At 71.5% G+C, this 14,844-nt stretch carries 18 protein-coding genes; 4 read left to right on the top strand and 14 right to left on the bottom strand.

Annotation, left to right across the window (positions count from 1 at the left end):
• Positions 1 to 5 precede the first annotated feature (5 nt).
• Entirely contained in the window at positions 6 to 1,112 is a 1,107-nt protein-coding gene (locus tag H4N64_RS12245) for an NAD(P)-dependent alcohol dehydrogenase (RefSeq protein ID WP_186282279.1), read from the bottom strand.
• Positions 1,113 to 1,137: 25 nt separating this feature from the next.
• Positions 1,138 to 2,592 carry an aldehyde dehydrogenase family protein gene (locus H4N64_RS12240; protein WP_186282278.1) on the bottom strand — a complete coding sequence of 485 codons (1,455 nt, stop codon included), beginning with the start codon at positions 2,590 to 2,592 and terminating at the stop codon, positions 1,138 to 1,140.
• A gap of 104 nt (positions 2,593 to 2,696) precedes the next feature.
• Here H4N64_RS12240 and H4N64_RS12235 point away from each other — a divergent pair, with 104 nt between their 5' ends.
• Entirely contained in the window at positions 2,697 to 3,134 is a 438-nt protein-coding gene (locus H4N64_RS12235; RefSeq protein WP_186282277.1) for a MarR family winged helix-turn-helix transcriptional regulator, read from the top strand.
• Positions 3,135 to 3,355: 221 nt separating this feature from the next.
• Entirely contained in the window at positions 3,356 to 3,736 is a 381-nt protein-coding gene (locus tag H4N64_RS12230) for an anti-sigma factor antagonist (protein ID WP_186282276.1), read from the top strand.
• 8 nt (positions 3,737 to 3,744) lie between these two features.
• Here H4N64_RS12230 and tuf read toward each other — a convergent pair whose 3' ends face one another.
• From tuf to H4N64_RS12215, 3 genes are all read right to left on the bottom strand, one after another.
• Positions 3,745 to 4,938, bottom strand: a complete 1,194-nt coding sequence (gene tuf / locus H4N64_RS12225) for an elongation factor Tu (RefSeq protein WP_186282275.1) — start codon at positions 4,936 to 4,938, stop codon at positions 3,745 to 3,747.
• A gap of 73 nt (positions 4,939 to 5,011) precedes the next feature.
• Positions 5,012 to 5,965, bottom strand: a complete 954-nt coding sequence (locus H4N64_RS12220) for a ribose-phosphate diphosphokinase (protein ID WP_186282274.1) — start codon at positions 5,963 to 5,965, stop codon at positions 5,012 to 5,014.
• Positions 5,966 to 6,023: 58 nt separating this feature from the next.
• On the bottom strand, positions 6,024 to 7,214 hold the full coding sequence (locus tag H4N64_RS12215) for a cytochrome P450 (RefSeq protein ID WP_186282273.1): 1,191 nt from the start codon (positions 7,212 to 7,214) through the stop codon (positions 6,024 to 6,026).
• 146 nt (positions 7,215 to 7,360) lie between these two features.
• On the opposite strand from H4N64_RS12215, the gene H4N64_RS12210 reads away from it, so the two are divergent.
• Entirely contained in the window at positions 7,361 to 8,026 is a 666-nt protein-coding gene (locus tag H4N64_RS12210; protein ID WP_186282272.1) for a DUF4230 domain-containing protein, read from the top strand.
• On the opposite strand, the gene H4N64_RS12205 is transcribed toward H4N64_RS12210, so the two are convergent.
• Genes H4N64_RS12205 through H4N64_RS44980 form a run of 6 tightly spaced genes read right to left on the bottom strand, consistent with a single transcriptional unit; the run spans position 8,027 to position 11,744 of the window.
• Complete coding sequence (locus H4N64_RS12205; protein ID WP_186282271.1) at positions 8,027 to 9,790, bottom strand: complex I subunit 5 family protein; 1,764 nt, start codon at positions 9,788 to 9,790, stop codon at positions 8,027 to 8,029.
• Positions 9,790 to 10,137, bottom strand: coding sequence for a sodium:proton antiporter (locus tag H4N64_RS12200; RefSeq protein WP_186282270.1), 348 nt, complete (start codon positions 10,135 to 10,137; stop codon positions 9,790 to 9,792). The genes H4N64_RS12205 and H4N64_RS12200 overlap by 1 nt, the downstream gene beginning before the upstream one ends.
• Positions 10,137 to 10,877: an MnhB domain-containing protein gene (locus H4N64_RS12195; protein ID WP_186282269.1), complete on the bottom strand. Its 741-nt coding sequence runs from the start codon at positions 10,875 to 10,877 to the stop codon at positions 10,137 to 10,139. Before H4N64_RS12195 ends, H4N64_RS12200 begins: the two co-directional genes overlap by 1 nt.
• Positions 10,874 to 11,122: a Na(+)/H(+) antiporter subunit B gene (locus H4N64_RS12190; protein WP_186282268.1), complete on the bottom strand. Its 249-nt coding sequence runs from the start codon at positions 11,120 to 11,122 to the stop codon at positions 10,874 to 10,876. Before H4N64_RS12190 ends, H4N64_RS12195 begins: the two co-directional genes overlap by 4 nt.
• A complete protein-coding gene (locus H4N64_RS12185) occupies positions 11,119 to 11,568 on the bottom strand; it encodes a monovalent cation/H+ antiporter complex subunit F (protein ID WP_186282267.1) in 450 nt (149 codons plus the stop codon). The genes H4N64_RS12190 and H4N64_RS12185 overlap by 4 nt, the downstream gene beginning before the upstream one ends.
• A complete protein-coding gene (locus tag H4N64_RS44980) occupies positions 11,565 to 11,744 on the bottom strand; it encodes a hypothetical protein (RefSeq protein WP_186282266.1) in 180 nt (59 codons plus the stop codon). Before H4N64_RS44980 ends, H4N64_RS12185 begins: the two co-directional genes overlap by 4 nt.
• 208 nt (positions 11,745 to 11,952) lie before the next feature.
• Here H4N64_RS44980 and H4N64_RS12175 point away from each other — a divergent pair, with 208 nt between their 5' ends.
• Entirely contained in the window at positions 11,953 to 12,486 is a 534-nt protein-coding gene (locus tag H4N64_RS12175; protein ID WP_186282265.1) for a VanZ family protein, read from the top strand.
• Between the two features lie 7 nt (positions 12,487 to 12,493).
• On the opposite strand, the gene tgmB is transcribed toward H4N64_RS12175, so the two are convergent.
• The 3 genes from tgmB to H4N64_RS12160 all read right to left on the bottom strand — a co-directional run bounded on the left by tgmB (position 12,494) and on the right by H4N64_RS12160 (position 14,702).
• Positions 12,494 to 13,447, bottom strand: coding sequence for an ATP-grasp ribosomal peptide maturase (gene tgmB / locus H4N64_RS12170; protein WP_186282264.1), 954 nt, complete (start codon positions 13,445 to 13,447; stop codon positions 12,494 to 12,496).
• 14 nt (positions 13,448 to 13,461) lie between these two features.
• The gene (tgmA, locus tag H4N64_RS12165) at positions 13,462 to 13,653 is read right to left on the bottom strand and encodes a putative ATP-grasp-modified RiPP (RefSeq protein ID WP_186282263.1); all 192 of its coding nucleotides are present in this window, start codon (positions 13,651 to 13,653) and stop codon (positions 13,462 to 13,464) included.
• 272 nt (positions 13,654 to 13,925) lie between these two features.
• Positions 13,926 to 14,702: a sulfite exporter TauE/SafE family protein gene (locus tag H4N64_RS12160; protein ID WP_186282262.1), complete on the bottom strand. Its 777-nt coding sequence runs from the start codon at positions 14,700 to 14,702 to the stop codon at positions 13,926 to 13,928.
• Positions 14,703 to 14,844 lie beyond the last annotated feature (142 nt).

Below are 14,844 nucleotides of genomic sequence, written 5' to 3'. Positions count from 1 at the left end.
GTGCCTTAGAACACCAGCACGGGCTTGATCGCCTTGCCCGCGCGCATGTCCCGTACCGCCTGGTCGATGTCCGTGAACGGATAGGTGCTGATCAGGCGGTGCAGCGGCAGTCGCCCCTCCTTCACCAGACGGACCAGGGCGGGTACGAAGGTCTGCGTCTCGGCGTCGCCGAGGGTGAGGCCGACGATGCGCTTGCCGCCCAGCAATCCGTTGACGTCCAGGGCGACTTCGGTCCCGAACGGCGGGGCGCCCACGACGACCAGGGTGCCGCGGGCGGCCAGCGCGTCGGCGCCCTGGCGCAGCACTGCGACGTTGCCGGTCGTCTCGACGACACCGTCGGCGCCCCGGCCGCCGGTGCGGGCGTGCAGGGCCTCGGGGAGGCTCTCCTCGTCGGGGTTGACGGTGTGGGTGGCGCCCAACTCCCTTGCCAGTTCCAGGCGTTCGGCCACCCGGTCGACGGCGATGACGGTGGTGGCCGGGGTGAGCGCGGCCGCCATCACGGCCGAGAGGCCGACGGCTCCGGCGCCGAGGACGACGAGTGTGCTGCCGGTCGTCGGGTTCAGTACGTTCCACACGGCGCCGACACCGGTGAGCACCCCGCAGCCGAGCGGGGCGAGCGACTCCAGCGGTACGTCGGGATCGACCTTGACGAGGCTGCGCTCGTCGACCAACGCCCGCTCGGCGAACGAGGACTGGCCGAAGAAGTGGCCGCCGAGCGGGCTGCCGCTTCGGCTGAGGGTGCCGGTGCCGTCGGCGCGGCGGCCGCCGATGAGGTTCAGCGGCAGCCAGGTCGCGCAGTACGCCGGGTGACCGGCACGGCAGTCCCGGCAGTCGCCGCACGAGGTGAAGGACAGCACGACATGGTCGCCCGGCGCGACACCGGTGACGGCCGGGCCGACGGCCTCGACGATGCCGGCGCCCTCGTGGCCGAGGACTCCGGGCAGCGGGAAGGGCAGTCCGCCGCTCGCCACGGAGAGGTCGGTGTGGCACAGGCCGGCCGCGACCATCCGGACGACCGCCTCGTGCGGTCCGGGATCGTCCAGGACGACGTCGGCGAGGGTGAAGGGCGCGCCGCCGGACTCGACGACGGCGGCACGGGTGGGGGTGGGCATCGCAGGAACTCCTTGGCGGGGGCGCTCAGTCGAGCGAGACGACGACGGACTTGACCTTGGTGTAGGCGGCGAGCGCCTCGGGGCCGTACTCGCGGCCGAACCCGGAGTCCTTCACCCCGCCGAAGGGGACGGCGGGGTCGAGCATCGCCCAGTCGTTGATCCAGACGATGCCCGCCTGGAGCCGCTCGGCGACGCGGTGGGCGCGGGCGAGGCTGCCGGTCTGGACGCCCGAGGCGAGGCCGTACGGCGTGGAGTTGGCGAGTGCCACGGCCTCGTCCTCGGAGTCGAAGGGCTGCACGGTGAGGACGGGCCCGAAGATCTCCTCCTGGACGACCCGGGAGTCGTTCGGCAGGTCGGCGATCACGGTGGGCCGGTAGTAGTAGCCGCCGTCGAGATCGAGCCGCTCACCGCCGCAGACGATGCGGCCGCCCTCCTTGCGGGCCAGATCGACGTACTCCTCGACCTTCCTCAGGTGCTTCTCCCCCGCCATCGGGCCGACGACCGTCTCGGGACTGCGCGGGTCGCCGACCGGGACGCCGGGGACCGCCTCGGCGAGGATGCCCAGCAGGGTTTCGTACACCGGGCGGGCCACCAGCAGCCGGGGGCCGCCCATGCAGAACTGGCCGGTGTTGAAGACGAAGCCCTTGATGATCGCGCCGACCGCCTTCTCCAGGTCTGCGTCCCCGAAGATCAAGTGAGCGGCGTTGCCGCCGAGTTCCATGGTGACGGGCTTGAGGGCCTGTCCGGCGACACTGGCGGCGTGCCGGCCGACGGCCGTGGAGCCGGTGAAGGCGATCTTGTCGACGCCGTGATGGCGCAGCAGCGCCTCGCCGGCCACCGGACCGGTACCGGTGACGACGTTCACCACTCCGTCCGGGACGCCCGCCTCGGCCAGCAGCGCGGCCATGCGCAGGGCGCTGAGCGGGGTCTCGTCGGCGGGCTTGTGCACGACCGTGTTCCCGGCCGCGAGGGCGGGGGCGATCTTCGAGCCGGCCAGGATCAGCGGGAAGTTGAACGGGGTGATCGCGGCGACCACGCCGAGCGGCTCGCGCCGGGTGTAGGCGAGGGCGTTCAGGGGCGTGTCCCGGTTGGCGCCGTGCAGGGAGTGCGCGAGGGCCGCGTAGTGCTCGTAGTCGTTGGCCGCGTTGGTGACGTCGACGGCGCGGCAGAGGGTGATCGGCTTGCCCACGTCCAGGCTCTCCAGCGCGGCGAGCTCCTCGGCGTCGCGCCGGATCAGCTCGGCGACGCGGTGCAGGATCCGGCCACGCTCACGACCGCTGAGGCCCGACCAGGCGCCGTCGTCGTAGGCCTCGCGGGCGGCGCGGACGGCCGCGTCCACATCGGCGGCGCCGGCTTCCGCGACGGTGGTGACGACGGTGCCCCGGGAGGGGTCGATCACCTCGGTGCGCGCCCCGTCGGCGGCCTCGCGCCACCGTCCCCCGATGAACAGCCGACCGGGTTCGATCTCGAAGGCGGTCATGACCACTCCTCAGCCTCATTGCCAAGTCTTCAACCAACAGGATTCCTGTTGGTCCGCAGTCTCATTACAGACAGGTTTCCTGTCAATGCCCTAGGCTCGATCCCATGGTCGGCACCCAAGGAACCAAGGCACCTCCGTCCCTTCTCTACATGGTGAAACAGGTGGAGCTCGTGGTCCGCTCCCACCTGGACGAGCTGGTCAAACCGTCGGGGATCACCGCGCTGCAGTACACGGCACTGACCGTCCTGGAGCGGCACGACGGACTGTCGGCGGCCCAGCTGGCCCGCGACTCGTTCGTCACCGCGCAGTCCATCGCCGATCTCGTACGGTCGCTGGAGGCCCGGGGCCTGGTCCGGCGGGAGCGCAATCCGCGCAACCGGCGGGAGCTGCTGATCCTGCTGACCGACGAGGCGCACGAGCTGCTGGCCCGGCACGAGGAGCCGGTGCGGGAGCTGGAGGAGAGGATGGTCCGGGAGCTCACGGGACACCAGACCGAGCAGTTCCGGCAGGCCCTGTCGAAGGCGTGGCACGCCCTGTCGTAACCCCGCCCCGGCGCACTCCGGCGCGCAATTAAGAGACATATGTCAATCGAACATGCTCAGATTCACTCCATCGAGGGTAACTTGCAGTGCGGGGAACGGTTTTGCTCTCACTCGGCGCCCGGTGACGGTCCTGCACTCGTACGCTCGCTGCACGATGTCACCCCGGCCCCTGGTGACCTGCAACCCCGCCGCCGTAGGAGCAGGTTGGAGGCGATGTCGTCGTGCAGCAGGAGCCTGCGCCGCTCACCCGCCACTTGCGCGTCCGCGAGGACCGGGGGCACACGGTGCTGGAGTTCCACGGCGAGATCGACATCGCCGCGGCGGTCGAACTCCTCCCCTGTCTGGACCGGATGACGGCGCGCCCGCACGCGCGCATCGTGATCGACCTGAGGCCGGTGGAGTTCTTCGACTGCTCCGGGCTGCGGCTGCTGTACCGGGCGCGCGGCCGGGTCCTCGACCACGGCGGACAGCTCCATCTGGTCTGCGCCCACCCACTCACCCTGCGGGTGCTGCGGCTGACCGGGCTGGCCAGGCTGCTGCCTCCGCATCCGACGCTGGACGCGGCCCTGGGCCAGCCCGAGGCCACGTCCGGCTCGATGTGACACGGCGGCTACTTGACGATCCTGGTCACCTGTCCGGCGCCGACCGTCCGGCCGCCCTCGCGGATGGCGAACTTCAGCCCCTCCTCCATGGCGACCGGCTGGATCAACTGGACGTGCATGGTGGTGTTGTCGCCCGGCATCACCATCTCGGTGCCCTTCGGCAGGGTCACCACGCCCGTGACGTCGGTCGTGCGGAAGTAGAACTGCGGGCGGTAGTTGTCGAAGAACGGCGTGTGCCGGCCGCCCTCGTCCTTGGACAGGATGTACGCCCGCGCCTCGAACTCCTTGTGCGGGGTGACCGATCCCGGCCTGATGACGACCTGCCCGCGCTCGACGTCCTCCCGCTTGACCCCGCGCAGCAGCAGGCCCACGTTCTCCCCGGCCCGGCCCTCGTCGAGGAGCTTGCGGAACATCTCGATGCCGGTGACGGTCGTCTTCGTCTTCTGCTCGTGGATGCCGATGATCTCGACCTCGCTGTTGACGTGCAGTGTGCCGCGCTCGATCCGGCCGGTGACGACGGTGCCCCGGCCGGTGATGGTGAACACGTCCTCGATCGGCATCAGGAACGGTTTGTCCACGTCCCGCTGCGGTTCCGGCACCGCCGAGTCGACCGCGTCGAGCAGGTCGAGCACCGGCTGGGCCCACTGCTCGTCGCCCTCCAGCGCCCTGAGCGCGGAGACCTTCACCACCGGTACGTCGTCGCCCGGGAACTCGTACTCGGTGAGCAGCTCGCGCACCTCCAGTTCGACCAGTTCCAGGATCTCCTCGTCGTCGACCATGTCGGTCTTGTTGAGCGCGACGACGATGTACGGCACACCCACCTGACGGGCCAGCAGCACATGTTCCTTGGTCTGCGGCATCGGCCCGTCGGTCGCCGCGACGACGAGGATCGCGCCGTCCATCTGGGCCGCGCCGGTGATCATGTTCTTGATGTAGTCGGCGTGTCCCGGACAGTCGACGTGGGCGTAGTGCCGGTGTTCCGTCTGGTACTCGACGTGGGCGATCGAGATGGTGATGCCGCGCTGCCGTTCCTCGGGCGCCTTGTCGATCTGGTCGAACGGCGTGTACGGGTTCAGGTCGGGAAACCGGTCGTGCAGCACCTTGGTGATGGCCGCCGTGAGCGTCGTCTTGCCGTGGTCGATGTGACCGATGGTGCCGATGTTCACATGCGGCTTGGTCCGTTGAAACTTCGCCTTCGCCACTGCGGGGCCTCCTCATCGCGTGAGTGAGAGCCTGGGCTCTGAGGCCGGGCCGTACCCGGCTGCTCCCTCCTGTCTATTCGCTTTGCGGGGCGTCGAACAGGGCGCTGACGGACTCACCGTTGTGAATGCGGCGTACGGCCTCGGCGAGCTGGGGGGCGACGGTGAGCACCCGCAGCTTGTCGGTGCGCTCCTCCTCCGGCACCGGCACGGTGTTGGTGCACACGATCTCCAGTACGTCCGGCTGCTCACCGATCCGCTTGAGGGCGCCGGAGGTGAACAGACCGTGGGTACAGGCCACCCGGATCGAGCGCGGCCCCAACTCCCTGAGCCGGTCGAGGAGTTCGAGGACGGTGCTGCCCTTGGCGATCTCGTCGTCCAGCACGATGACATCGCGGCCCGCGACCTCGCCGATGACGGAGTTGATGCTGACCCGGTCGTCCGCGAACCGCTGCTTGGCGCCGGCGGCGACCTGGGCGCCGAGCATCCGGGCGAACGCGGCGGCCTCCTTGGCGTTGCCGAGGTCGGGCGAGACGACGGTCGTGCGGGACAGGTCGTAGCGGCGGAAGTGGGTGGCCAGTTCGCGCAGGGCGTGCAGGTGGTCGACGGGGACCGAGAAGAAGCCGTGCACCTGGGGCGAGTGCAGGGTCATGGCGAGGACGCGGCTCGCGCCGGCCGCGACCATCAGGTCGGCGACCAGGCGCCCGCCGAGCGAGATGCGGGGCGCGTCCTTCTTGTCGGAGCGGGCGTAGGAGTAGTGCGGCATGACGACGGTGATCCGCCCGGCGGACGCCCCGCGGGCCGCGTCGCACATCAGCAGCAGTTCGACGAGGTGTTCCTGGACCGGGGCGACCAGCGGCTGGACGAGGAAGACGTCCCGCTCCCGGCAGTTGGCCTGGAGCTGGACCTCCAGACAGTCGTTGGCGAACCGGCTGACCCGAGTGGGGCTGAGCGGCACATCCAGATGCGCGCAGACCTCCTCCGCCAGTTCGGTGTGGGCGCTACCGCTGAACACGGCGATGTCTCGCACGATCCGCTCCTCGCATGATCATTCGGCTGCCGGCCTCATGCTACTGAGCGGATCCGCCTCACCACGACACGGGCAGTCGGCGTGGGCCGCGGGTGAGCTGTCCCTCCCGCCAGTCGATGGTTTCGGCCTTGAACTCGGCGCGCAGGTGCGGGAAGCGGGCTGCCAGGCGGTGCAGGGCGATGCCGAGTTCCAGGCGGGCGAGCCAGGCGCCCAGGCAGTGGTGGGGTCCGGCGCCGAAGACCACGCCGGGCGAGGTCAGGGGCGTGAACAGGTCGGGCGGTCCGGGCGGGAAGACCTCGGGGTCCCGGCTCGCGGAGTTCGTCTGGACGGCGACGACACTGCCCGCGTGGATCTTCACCCCGCCGATCTCGACGTCCTCGACGGCCCGGCGGATCAGTCCGGGCAGCAGCCGCGCCTCGCTGAGCGGGACGACGCGCAGCAGTTGCTCCACCGCCGTGGAGGCGGCCTCCTGGTCCTGGCCGAGCCGGGGCCAGGCGTCCCGCCGCTCGGTGAGGAGGTAGACCAGGGTGTTGCCGAGGGCGGTCATGGTGGTCTCGTGTCCGGCGACGACCAGACCGCACACCAGGGACACCAACTGCCGTTCGTCGATCCCGAGTCCGTCCCCCGCCGACACCAGCGCGCTGACCAGGTCGTCCCCCGGCCTCCGCCGTCGCTCGTCGACCAGTTCCGCGGCGAAGGCGCCGAACTCCCGCATCGCCGCGATCACTTGCTCGGCGGAGTGGGCGCCGCCGGACAGAGCGTGGTCGGCCCAGGAGCGGATCCGGTCGCGGTCCACATGCTCCAGGCCCATCAGCCGGCAGATCACGGACACGGGCAGCGCCAGCGCGAACCCGTCGACGATGTCGGCCGGCCTGGGCCGCTCGGCGAACGCGTCCAGCAACTCCTCGACGACAGCGGCCACCCAGGGCCGCCAGCCTGCGACGGCACGCGGGGTGAACGCCCGCTGCACGGTGCCGCGCAGCCGCTGATGGGCGGGTCCGTCCTGGTTGAGCAGACTGTCGGGGTCGTCGAGCAGGTTCGGTACGACGAGCAGCGGCGGCGCGTCCGGCGTGTGCAGGGAGCCGCGGTCGAACCGGGGGTCCATGAGCACCTGACGTACCTCGGCGTGCCGGGTCACGATCCACACCGGGGTGCCGGTGGCGAGGGTGCCGAGCCGGGGCGGGCCCGGCTCGGGGAAGGTGACCCGGTGCATAGGGCGAAGGGGACGGGACGTGCTGTCTGCGCTCATCCGGGTCTCCTGGCCGAAAAGGGGTGAGGACGGCCTCTCACGCTAATGCGCCCCATGTGCCTCCGTCAGGGGCGCCATTCGGCCAACCGCCGGGTCTCACAGGGCATTTGGGGGGCATGCGAACAGTAGGAAGGAGGGCCGTCGCCATGACGACTCCCATCAGGCGCCTCCCCAGGCGCATCCCCGGCTGGGCGAAGGCGGTGAGCGCCGTCGTGCTGGTGCTCGCCGTGCTGTTCACCGGGGTCGGGCTGAGCGTGCTCCCGGGTCTGAAGGACCTGTTCGGCACGGAGACCCACGACCGCTCGGGCCCCGCACTGCTGCAGTCCATCCAGGACATCAGCCGCTACGACGCCGCCTCGGGCAACTTCCAGGTCGTGGTGGACCTGGAGAAGGACGCCAAGTACCTGCCCGACGCGATCCGCGGCACCCGCACGCTGTACGTCGGGGCGGGCACCGTGGACGCCTATGTCGACCTCGGCAAGGTGGGCGAGCGGGACGTCACGGTCAACGACGACCGTACGTCGGCCACGCTCCGGCTGCCGCACGCGGCACTCGGCGAGCCCGCGCTCGACCCCGACCGCTCCTACGCCGTCTCCAAGCAGCGCGGGCTGCTCGACCGGATCGGCGACCTCTTCTCGGGCAACCCCAACAGCGAGCAGGCGGTGCAGAAGCTCGCCGCGAAGCACATCGGCGAGGCGGCGAAGGAGAGCGCGCTGACCGAGCGCGCCGAGGGCAACACCACCGACATGCTCAGGGGCCTGCTGCACTCGCTCGGCTTCAAGGAGGTGAAGGTCAGCTACCGGGCCGCGTGATCAGGCGGTCAGCACACCGGGCAGGGCGAGCGCGCCGAGCGCTACGGCGCCCACCAGCAGCCAGGCCACGTAGTCCCCGACGTGGCCGGACTGCAGGCGCCTGAGCGGCTCCGCCCAGCCCGGTGCGGCGAGCCACCCCGGGCGGGACACCGCGACGGCGGCGAGCCCGGCGGCCAGCAGGGTCGACGCCAGGCCCAGCAGCACACCGGCCGCCGTCCAGTGCACGGGGGCGACCACCGCGCCCGCCGATCCGGCCTCGTTGACGGAGTGCGCGACGACGTCGCCGAAGCCGGGGGTCACACCGACGGCGAGCGCGGCGGCGAGCAGCAGCGCGGGGACCGCCGTCATGGTGTCCGGGATGCGGCTGAGCCGACGGCGGGTCTCGGGCCGTTCGCCGGAACCGGTCGTCTCGTACGCGGTCTCGTCGCCCGGCGCGGGGCCGAGGCCGAGGAAGACGCGCGCGGCGACCCGCAGCACCGCCCCGGCGGTCAGCGCGGTCGCCGCGACGTACAGCACGGTGAGCGGGCCGCCCACAGCCTCCTCGGTGAGGGCCTTGCCGAGCGCGGTGCCGAAGGGCGGCAGTCCCGCGAGGGCGAGCGCCCCGACGGTGAACAGCACGGCGACTCCGCGCAGTTCACGGGCCTGTCCGTGCAGCGCGTGCTCGTCGACGCTGCCGTACCGGTCCAGCAGGATGCCCGCGCAGGCGAACAGGGCGGCCTTCACTCCGGCATGGCCGAGGACGTACAGCGCGACGCCGTCGTCGGCCTCGGGGGTCAGCACGCCGATACCGGTCAGGAAGAGTCCGGTGTGGGCGACCGTGGAGTAGGCGAGCAGCCGTTTGATGTGCCGCTGGTACCAGCACATGACGGCGCCGATGACCGCGGTGAGCGCGCCGAGCGTCACCAGCACCCGCTCCAGGTCGGCGGGCGGGACGCCACCGGGTCCGGCGAAGACGGTGCCGTACACCCGCCAGACGCCGTACACGCCGAGTTCGACCATCACGCCGGACAGCAGCATGCACACGGGGGTGGGGGCGACGGCGTGGGCGTCGGGGAGCCAGAAATGAAAGGGGACCGCCGCCGACTTGACCAGGAGCCCGGTCAGGACGAGGACGAAGGCGGCGAGGACCAGCGCGTCGGGCGGGCCGTTGGCATCCAGGCCCCGGCCGATCTGGCTCATGGCGAGTTCGCCGGTCCGGGCGTACAGCAGCGCGATGCCCATGAGCATGGCGTACGCGCCGAGCGAGGTGACGACGGCGAAGGTCAGGGCGCCCTGCACGGCCCTGGCCTCCTCGACCCGGTGGCCGGTGAGGGCGTAGGCGACGACGCTCATCAGCTCGAACCACACGAAGGCGTTGAACAGGTCGCCCGCGACGGCGAATCCGCACATGCCCGCCTGGAACAGCAGCATCAGCGCGGGGAAGGACCCGGCGTGGCGGCGCGGGGGTTCGTCGAAGTAGTGCCAGGAGTAGGCCAGGGCCGCGAGCGTCAGCAGGGAGGCGAGGGCGGCCATGCCGAGCCCTGGGCCGTCGCCGACCAGGACGATGCCGACGCTGCGGCCGTCCACGGGCGTCCAGCCGCCGACCCATTCGACGTACGGCGGTGAGGAGTTCAGCAGCAGCACCAGCGCGAGCCCGGCGGTGCCGGCCGAGACGGCGCAGCCCAGTGACTCGGCGGCCACCCGGGGCAGCCGGCGTCCCCCGGCGACGAGCAGGGCGGCGCCCAGCAGCGGGACCGCGATCAGCAGCGGCAGCAGGTCGGCCATCAGCCGCGCAGCTCGGAGAGCTCGTCGGGGTCGACGGTGCCGTGCCGCTTGGCGATCTGCACCACGAGCGCGAGGAGCAGCGCGGTGACGGTGGCGCCGACGACGACGTCGGTGAGGGTGAGGGCCTGGACGACCGGGTCGACGACCGGCCGTGAGCCGGGCTCGATGTCGGAGAAGACGGGCGCGGTGGCGTCGTCGCGGTAGCCGACGGCCAGCAGCAGCACATAGGTGGCGGACTGGCACACGCTCAGACAGCCGACCGCGTGGATCAGATTGCGGCTGGTGGCCAGGCCGTAGCAGCCGGCCAGGAAGATCCACGCGGCGACCAGGTAGGGGAACACATCCATCACGTGCCGTTCTCCTCCACGATCTCGACGGCCTGGTCCAGGAACCGGGCGAGCAGGACCACGACCGCGCAGGCGACCTCCATGCCGACGGCCGCGTTCAGCAGGGGCACGGTGCCGCCGGAGGACAGCGTGTTGAACGTGCCGTACGGCAGCAGGGTGTTGGCGAGGAACGAGCCGGCGCCGATCAGACAGGCGAGGCCGGTGACGAGGTAGGCGGAGACGGCGAGCGCGTCGCCGACCTCGTACAGGCCGACCGGGCGGATGCGTTCCAGGGTGCGGTAGTCGGCGCCCAGGTACAGCAGGTGCAGGGCGGTCGCGGCGGCGACGCCGCCCTGGAAGCCGCCGCCGGGGCTGAGCTGGCCGTGCGCGATGACGTAGAGGCCTGTGAGCAGGGCGACGGGCAGGACGGCGAGGGCGTAGCGGCGGACCGGGCGGGCCACGTCGGCGGGTCGGGGCCTCGCCCGGTGTTCGTCGCGGGTCTGGCGCAGCAGGACGACACAGCCGACGACGGCGGCGAACAGGATGCTGATCTCGCCGAGGGTGTCGAGGGCGCGCTGGTCGAAGTTGACGGAGGCGATGGTGTTGGCGGTGTGCCGGGCGAGGGACTCGTGCACGGCGCGGTCGCCGTAGGGGTGGCGGTCGCCGCCGAAGTCGGGCAGTTCCAGGCAGGCGGCGACGAGCAGCGCGGCGAGTCCCGCGCCGCCGACGGCGACGAGCCACAGCCGGGTGCGCCGGTTCACCGTTCGTCTCCCTTGTGCCGGCGGGGGCGTTTGACCTTGCGGACGGCGAGGAGCATCAGCAGCGGGGTGAGGGCGGAGCCCACCGCGAGCTGGGAGAGCGCGACGTCGGGCGCCTGGAGGACGGTGAACAGCACTGCGAGCACGGTGCCGAGGACGGCGAGGACGAGGGCCTGGTGGACGGGGTCGCGGACCAGGACCGCCGTGGTCGCGCAAGCGGCGACCAGGAGCAGCGCCACGACGATCATCGCGACTCCCCCGGGAACCCGCCGGACAGGGCGTGCGAGGCGATGACATTGCCGACGATCAGCAGCGCCCCGGTGACCAGGAGTTTCACCATCGCCCTGCTCGGTCCTACGGCCGCGCACAGCACCACCACCACGGCCGCGCCGAGCCCCGCGGCCGCCCAGGTCAGGGTGCGGGCGCGCGGCGGGTCCGCGGCCAGTTCGTCGGCGAGCAGCCGGGCGAAGACGAGGGTGCCGACGGGGCCGAGCAGGGCGAGGACGAGGGCGACATCGACGTAGGACGGGCGGTCGTAGGCCTGGGCGAGGAGCAGCAGGCCCGGGCAGGCGAGGGCGGTCAGGAGGTTCTGCGCCACGACGCGACGCCGCAGCGGTCCGGTGGCCACCCCGAGCAGGGCGGCCGCCCCGCCTGCGGCGAGGACCACGCCCGCCGTGAGCAGCCAGCCGTTCACGGCGCGGTCACCGCCCGTCGGGCGGCGGTCGCGGCGAGGGCGCCGAGGCCGGCGGCACCGGCGCCGACCGCGAGTTCCAGGGTGTCCACCGCGCTGACGAGAACCAGCCACAGTGCGAGGAGCGCGGCCCACCAGATGAGGAACTCGGCCAGGGCGAGCACCGTTCTGCGCCTCATGCGCCACCTCCCTCGTCGGCGCGGCGAGATGTCCGTTTGCGCCGCTTTCCGCGCCATCCAAACACCGTGCCCGGCGAGGGGCGTGGCGGCGCGCGGGTCTCCGCCCGGAGTGCCCCGGCAGCGCCTGAAGAAACGGCGCGGCGGCATCCTCGGCGGCCCAGCGGGTAACCGCCTTGCCATGTAGGGAAGTTGAAGACTGGAGGACCGCATGGCCCGTGCAGCCTTACGTTCCCGCACCTGGGTGCGCCGCCCACGCATCCGCAGGTCCGCGCCGGCGGCCGAGCCCGACAAGACGCCCCCGCTGCGCCTCCTGGCCCGGCTCGTGGCGATGCTGTGCGCGTTCACGCTGATGGTGGTGTTCGCGGTGGTGCTCGCCAAGCTGACCCTCGAACCCTCCCCCGCCTCGGAGTCCCTGGCGCACACCAACCTGCGCCCGGGCCGGTCCCTGCGCGCCTACCTGGACCAGCCCGAGCTGCGCGACGCCGTCAAGCAGATCGGCGGGAACCTGCTGCTGGGCATCCCGTTCGGGGTGCTCGCCCCGGTGTTCGCACCGAAGGCGCGCGGCGTGGTGCGGGTGATGCTGCTGACGGCGACGGTGATGCTCCTGGTCGAGTTCGCCCAGGGCGCCCTGGTCACCGGCCGCGCCTTCGACATCGACGACGTCATCCTGAACACCATGGGGGCGCTGGCCGGGTATCTGCTGCTCGGGCGCCGGCTGGGGCGCGCGGTGCACGCGCGGTAGCGGCTTCTCAGCGGCGCCCCGGGACCCGGCGGTCCGCCGTGCAGTGGGCCAGCCAGTGCGCGACCGCCGCGGAGATCGGCTGCCCGGTCTCCAGTTCGACGAAGCCGAACTGGCCGCCCTGGTTGCACTCCAGGAACCACCAGACGCCCTCCTCGTCCTCGGCGAAGTCGAAGGCGGCGTACGCCAGGGAGGCGAGGGCGACGTACTCGCGCACCGCGGCGGCGATGCGTCCGGGCACGGCGACCGGCTCCCAGGGGTGCCCGGTGTCGCCGTACCGTCCGTCGACCTGGCCCGGATCGGCCGCCTTCCGCGCGGCGAAGAGCTGTTGGCCGACGCAGGTCAGCCGGATGTCGGCGCGCTTGGGCACGTACCGCTGGAGCAGCGCGGGACCGGCCGCGACGGCGGAGAAGTCCGTGTCGGGGCCGATCAGCGTCGTGGGCAGGGCCACTCCGGGTTCTCCGGGCGGCGGCCCCGAGGCGGACTTCACCACCACGTCCCGGTGTTCCTCGGCGAACTCCCGCGCCAGGCGCGGCGAGGTCGTGAACACGGTCGGCGGTACGGCGAAGCCGCTGAGGTGGGCGACCCGCAACTGCCAGGGCTTCAGCCGGGCCCGGTCCGCGTCGCGGGGGTGGTTCATCCACCGTGCGGGAGCCGAGTACAGCATGCCGAACAGCGCCTGCCGGGTCTCGGCGGTCAGCCACGGCGAGGGGTGTGCCGCGTGCGCCGCCGGTTCGCCGGGCCTGCGCACCCAGACGGAGCGCAGGCCGCCCATGCTGAGCACGTGGCCGTTGACCGAGAGGTGGCCGTCGAAGTCGCCGTGCGCGTAGTCGGCGGACAGGACGGCCTTGCCGGGCAGATCGGCGGGGTTCAGGCGCATCACGGGGGCTCCCGCCGTGTGCAGCCTGGCCACCACCATGTCGGCGGTGACGTCTTCCTCGGACGTGAGGATCAGAACGGTCATGCGGTGACGGGTCCTCAGTCGTCGAAGTGCGTCTGGGAACCCGCGGTGGACGTCGTCGTACCGGCCGCGAGGAGGAGCTCCCGGTCCATGACGGCCGGGCGGCCGTCGGGCAGCACGTTCAACTGACGTGCGGCGTCGAAGCTGTACGGCGTCACCATGGTCGTAAGCCCGCTGGGAAAGGCGTAGTTGAGGGTGAACGGTCGCACTCGAAAAACCTCCAAGGGTCGCGGTTGCCTGAGTACAGTCCCTTACACGCCTGTTGCGTAAGGAATTCATCACTTTCGGCTACATCAGGGTGAAGGTCGTCACATCACCTGCATCATCTGCATCAGATGCACCATGAGTAACACCAGCCCCACACATACCCATCGGATGGCAGGCCGAAGGTGTCACTGCGTCACCAAGGGTGACAGCGGCCTCACTTGGGGAGATTCACCGTGTGCCCTGGACCGGGCCGGCGTCCGAGCCGCCCGCGCGGTCAGCGCAGCAGCATCATGAGGACGGCCACGGAGCCCACCGCCACGATGAGAGCGCGCAGGACTCCCGGACTCATCCGACGGCCCACGCGCGCTCCGACCTGGCCGCCAACGGCGGAACCGGTCGCGAGCAGGGCCACGGCCGTCCAGTCGAAGTCGGCGGCGATGAGGAAGAACAGCGCGGCGACCGAGTTGACGACGGCGACGAGAACGTTCTTGACGGCGTTGAGGCGTTGCAGTTCGTCGTCGAGGCACAGGCCCATCAAGGCCACGTAGATGATGCCTTGGGCGGCGGAGAAGTATCCGCCGTAGACGCTCGCCAGTGTCAGCCCGGCGAGCAGGAGCGGGCCGCCGTCGGTGCGGGCGGATCGGCCCGTCCGGGCGCGGCGGCGCCGCAGTCGTCCGCGGATCAGCGGCTGGGCGGCGACCAGGACGAGCGCGAGACCCACCAGGACCGGGACGACCGTCTCGAACACCTCGGCGGGGAGGGCCAGCAGCAGTGCGGCGCCGGCGAGCGCGCCGAGCGCGGCACCGGCGCTCCACAGGGCGATCCGCCGTCCCCGGCCGCGCAGTTCCCCGCGGTATCCGACGGCTCCGCCGACCGCACCGGGGATCAGGCCGAGCGCGTTGGAGACGGTGGCGGTGACGGGCGGCAGGCCGGTCGCGAGCAGCACCGGAAAGGAGATCAGGGTCCCCGAGCCGACGACGACGTTGACGGCGCCGGCGGCCAGGCCCGCACCCAGAACGGCGAGCATCTCCGCGAGGTGTGCGGGATTCATGGCGGGCAGCATAGGAAGTCGACGTTTCGGCGGGGACCGAAGGGTGCCGGGGATTCCTCGACTCCTGGTCCATACCAAAGTATTGACGGTCTCTTACCTCAATCCTTAAATCAAGAGACGACACCTTCACCCCCCACCTCGC

The sequence above is a fragment of the Streptomyces cupreus genome, assembly GCF_014257025.1.
In the GTDB taxonomy this organism is placed as follows: domain Bacteria; phylum Actinomycetota; class Actinomycetes; order Streptomycetales; family Streptomycetaceae; genus Streptomyces; species Streptomyces cupreus.
The sequence above is the reverse complement of the archived record's forward strand: the minus strand, read 5'-3'. Positions and strand labels throughout refer to the sequence as shown.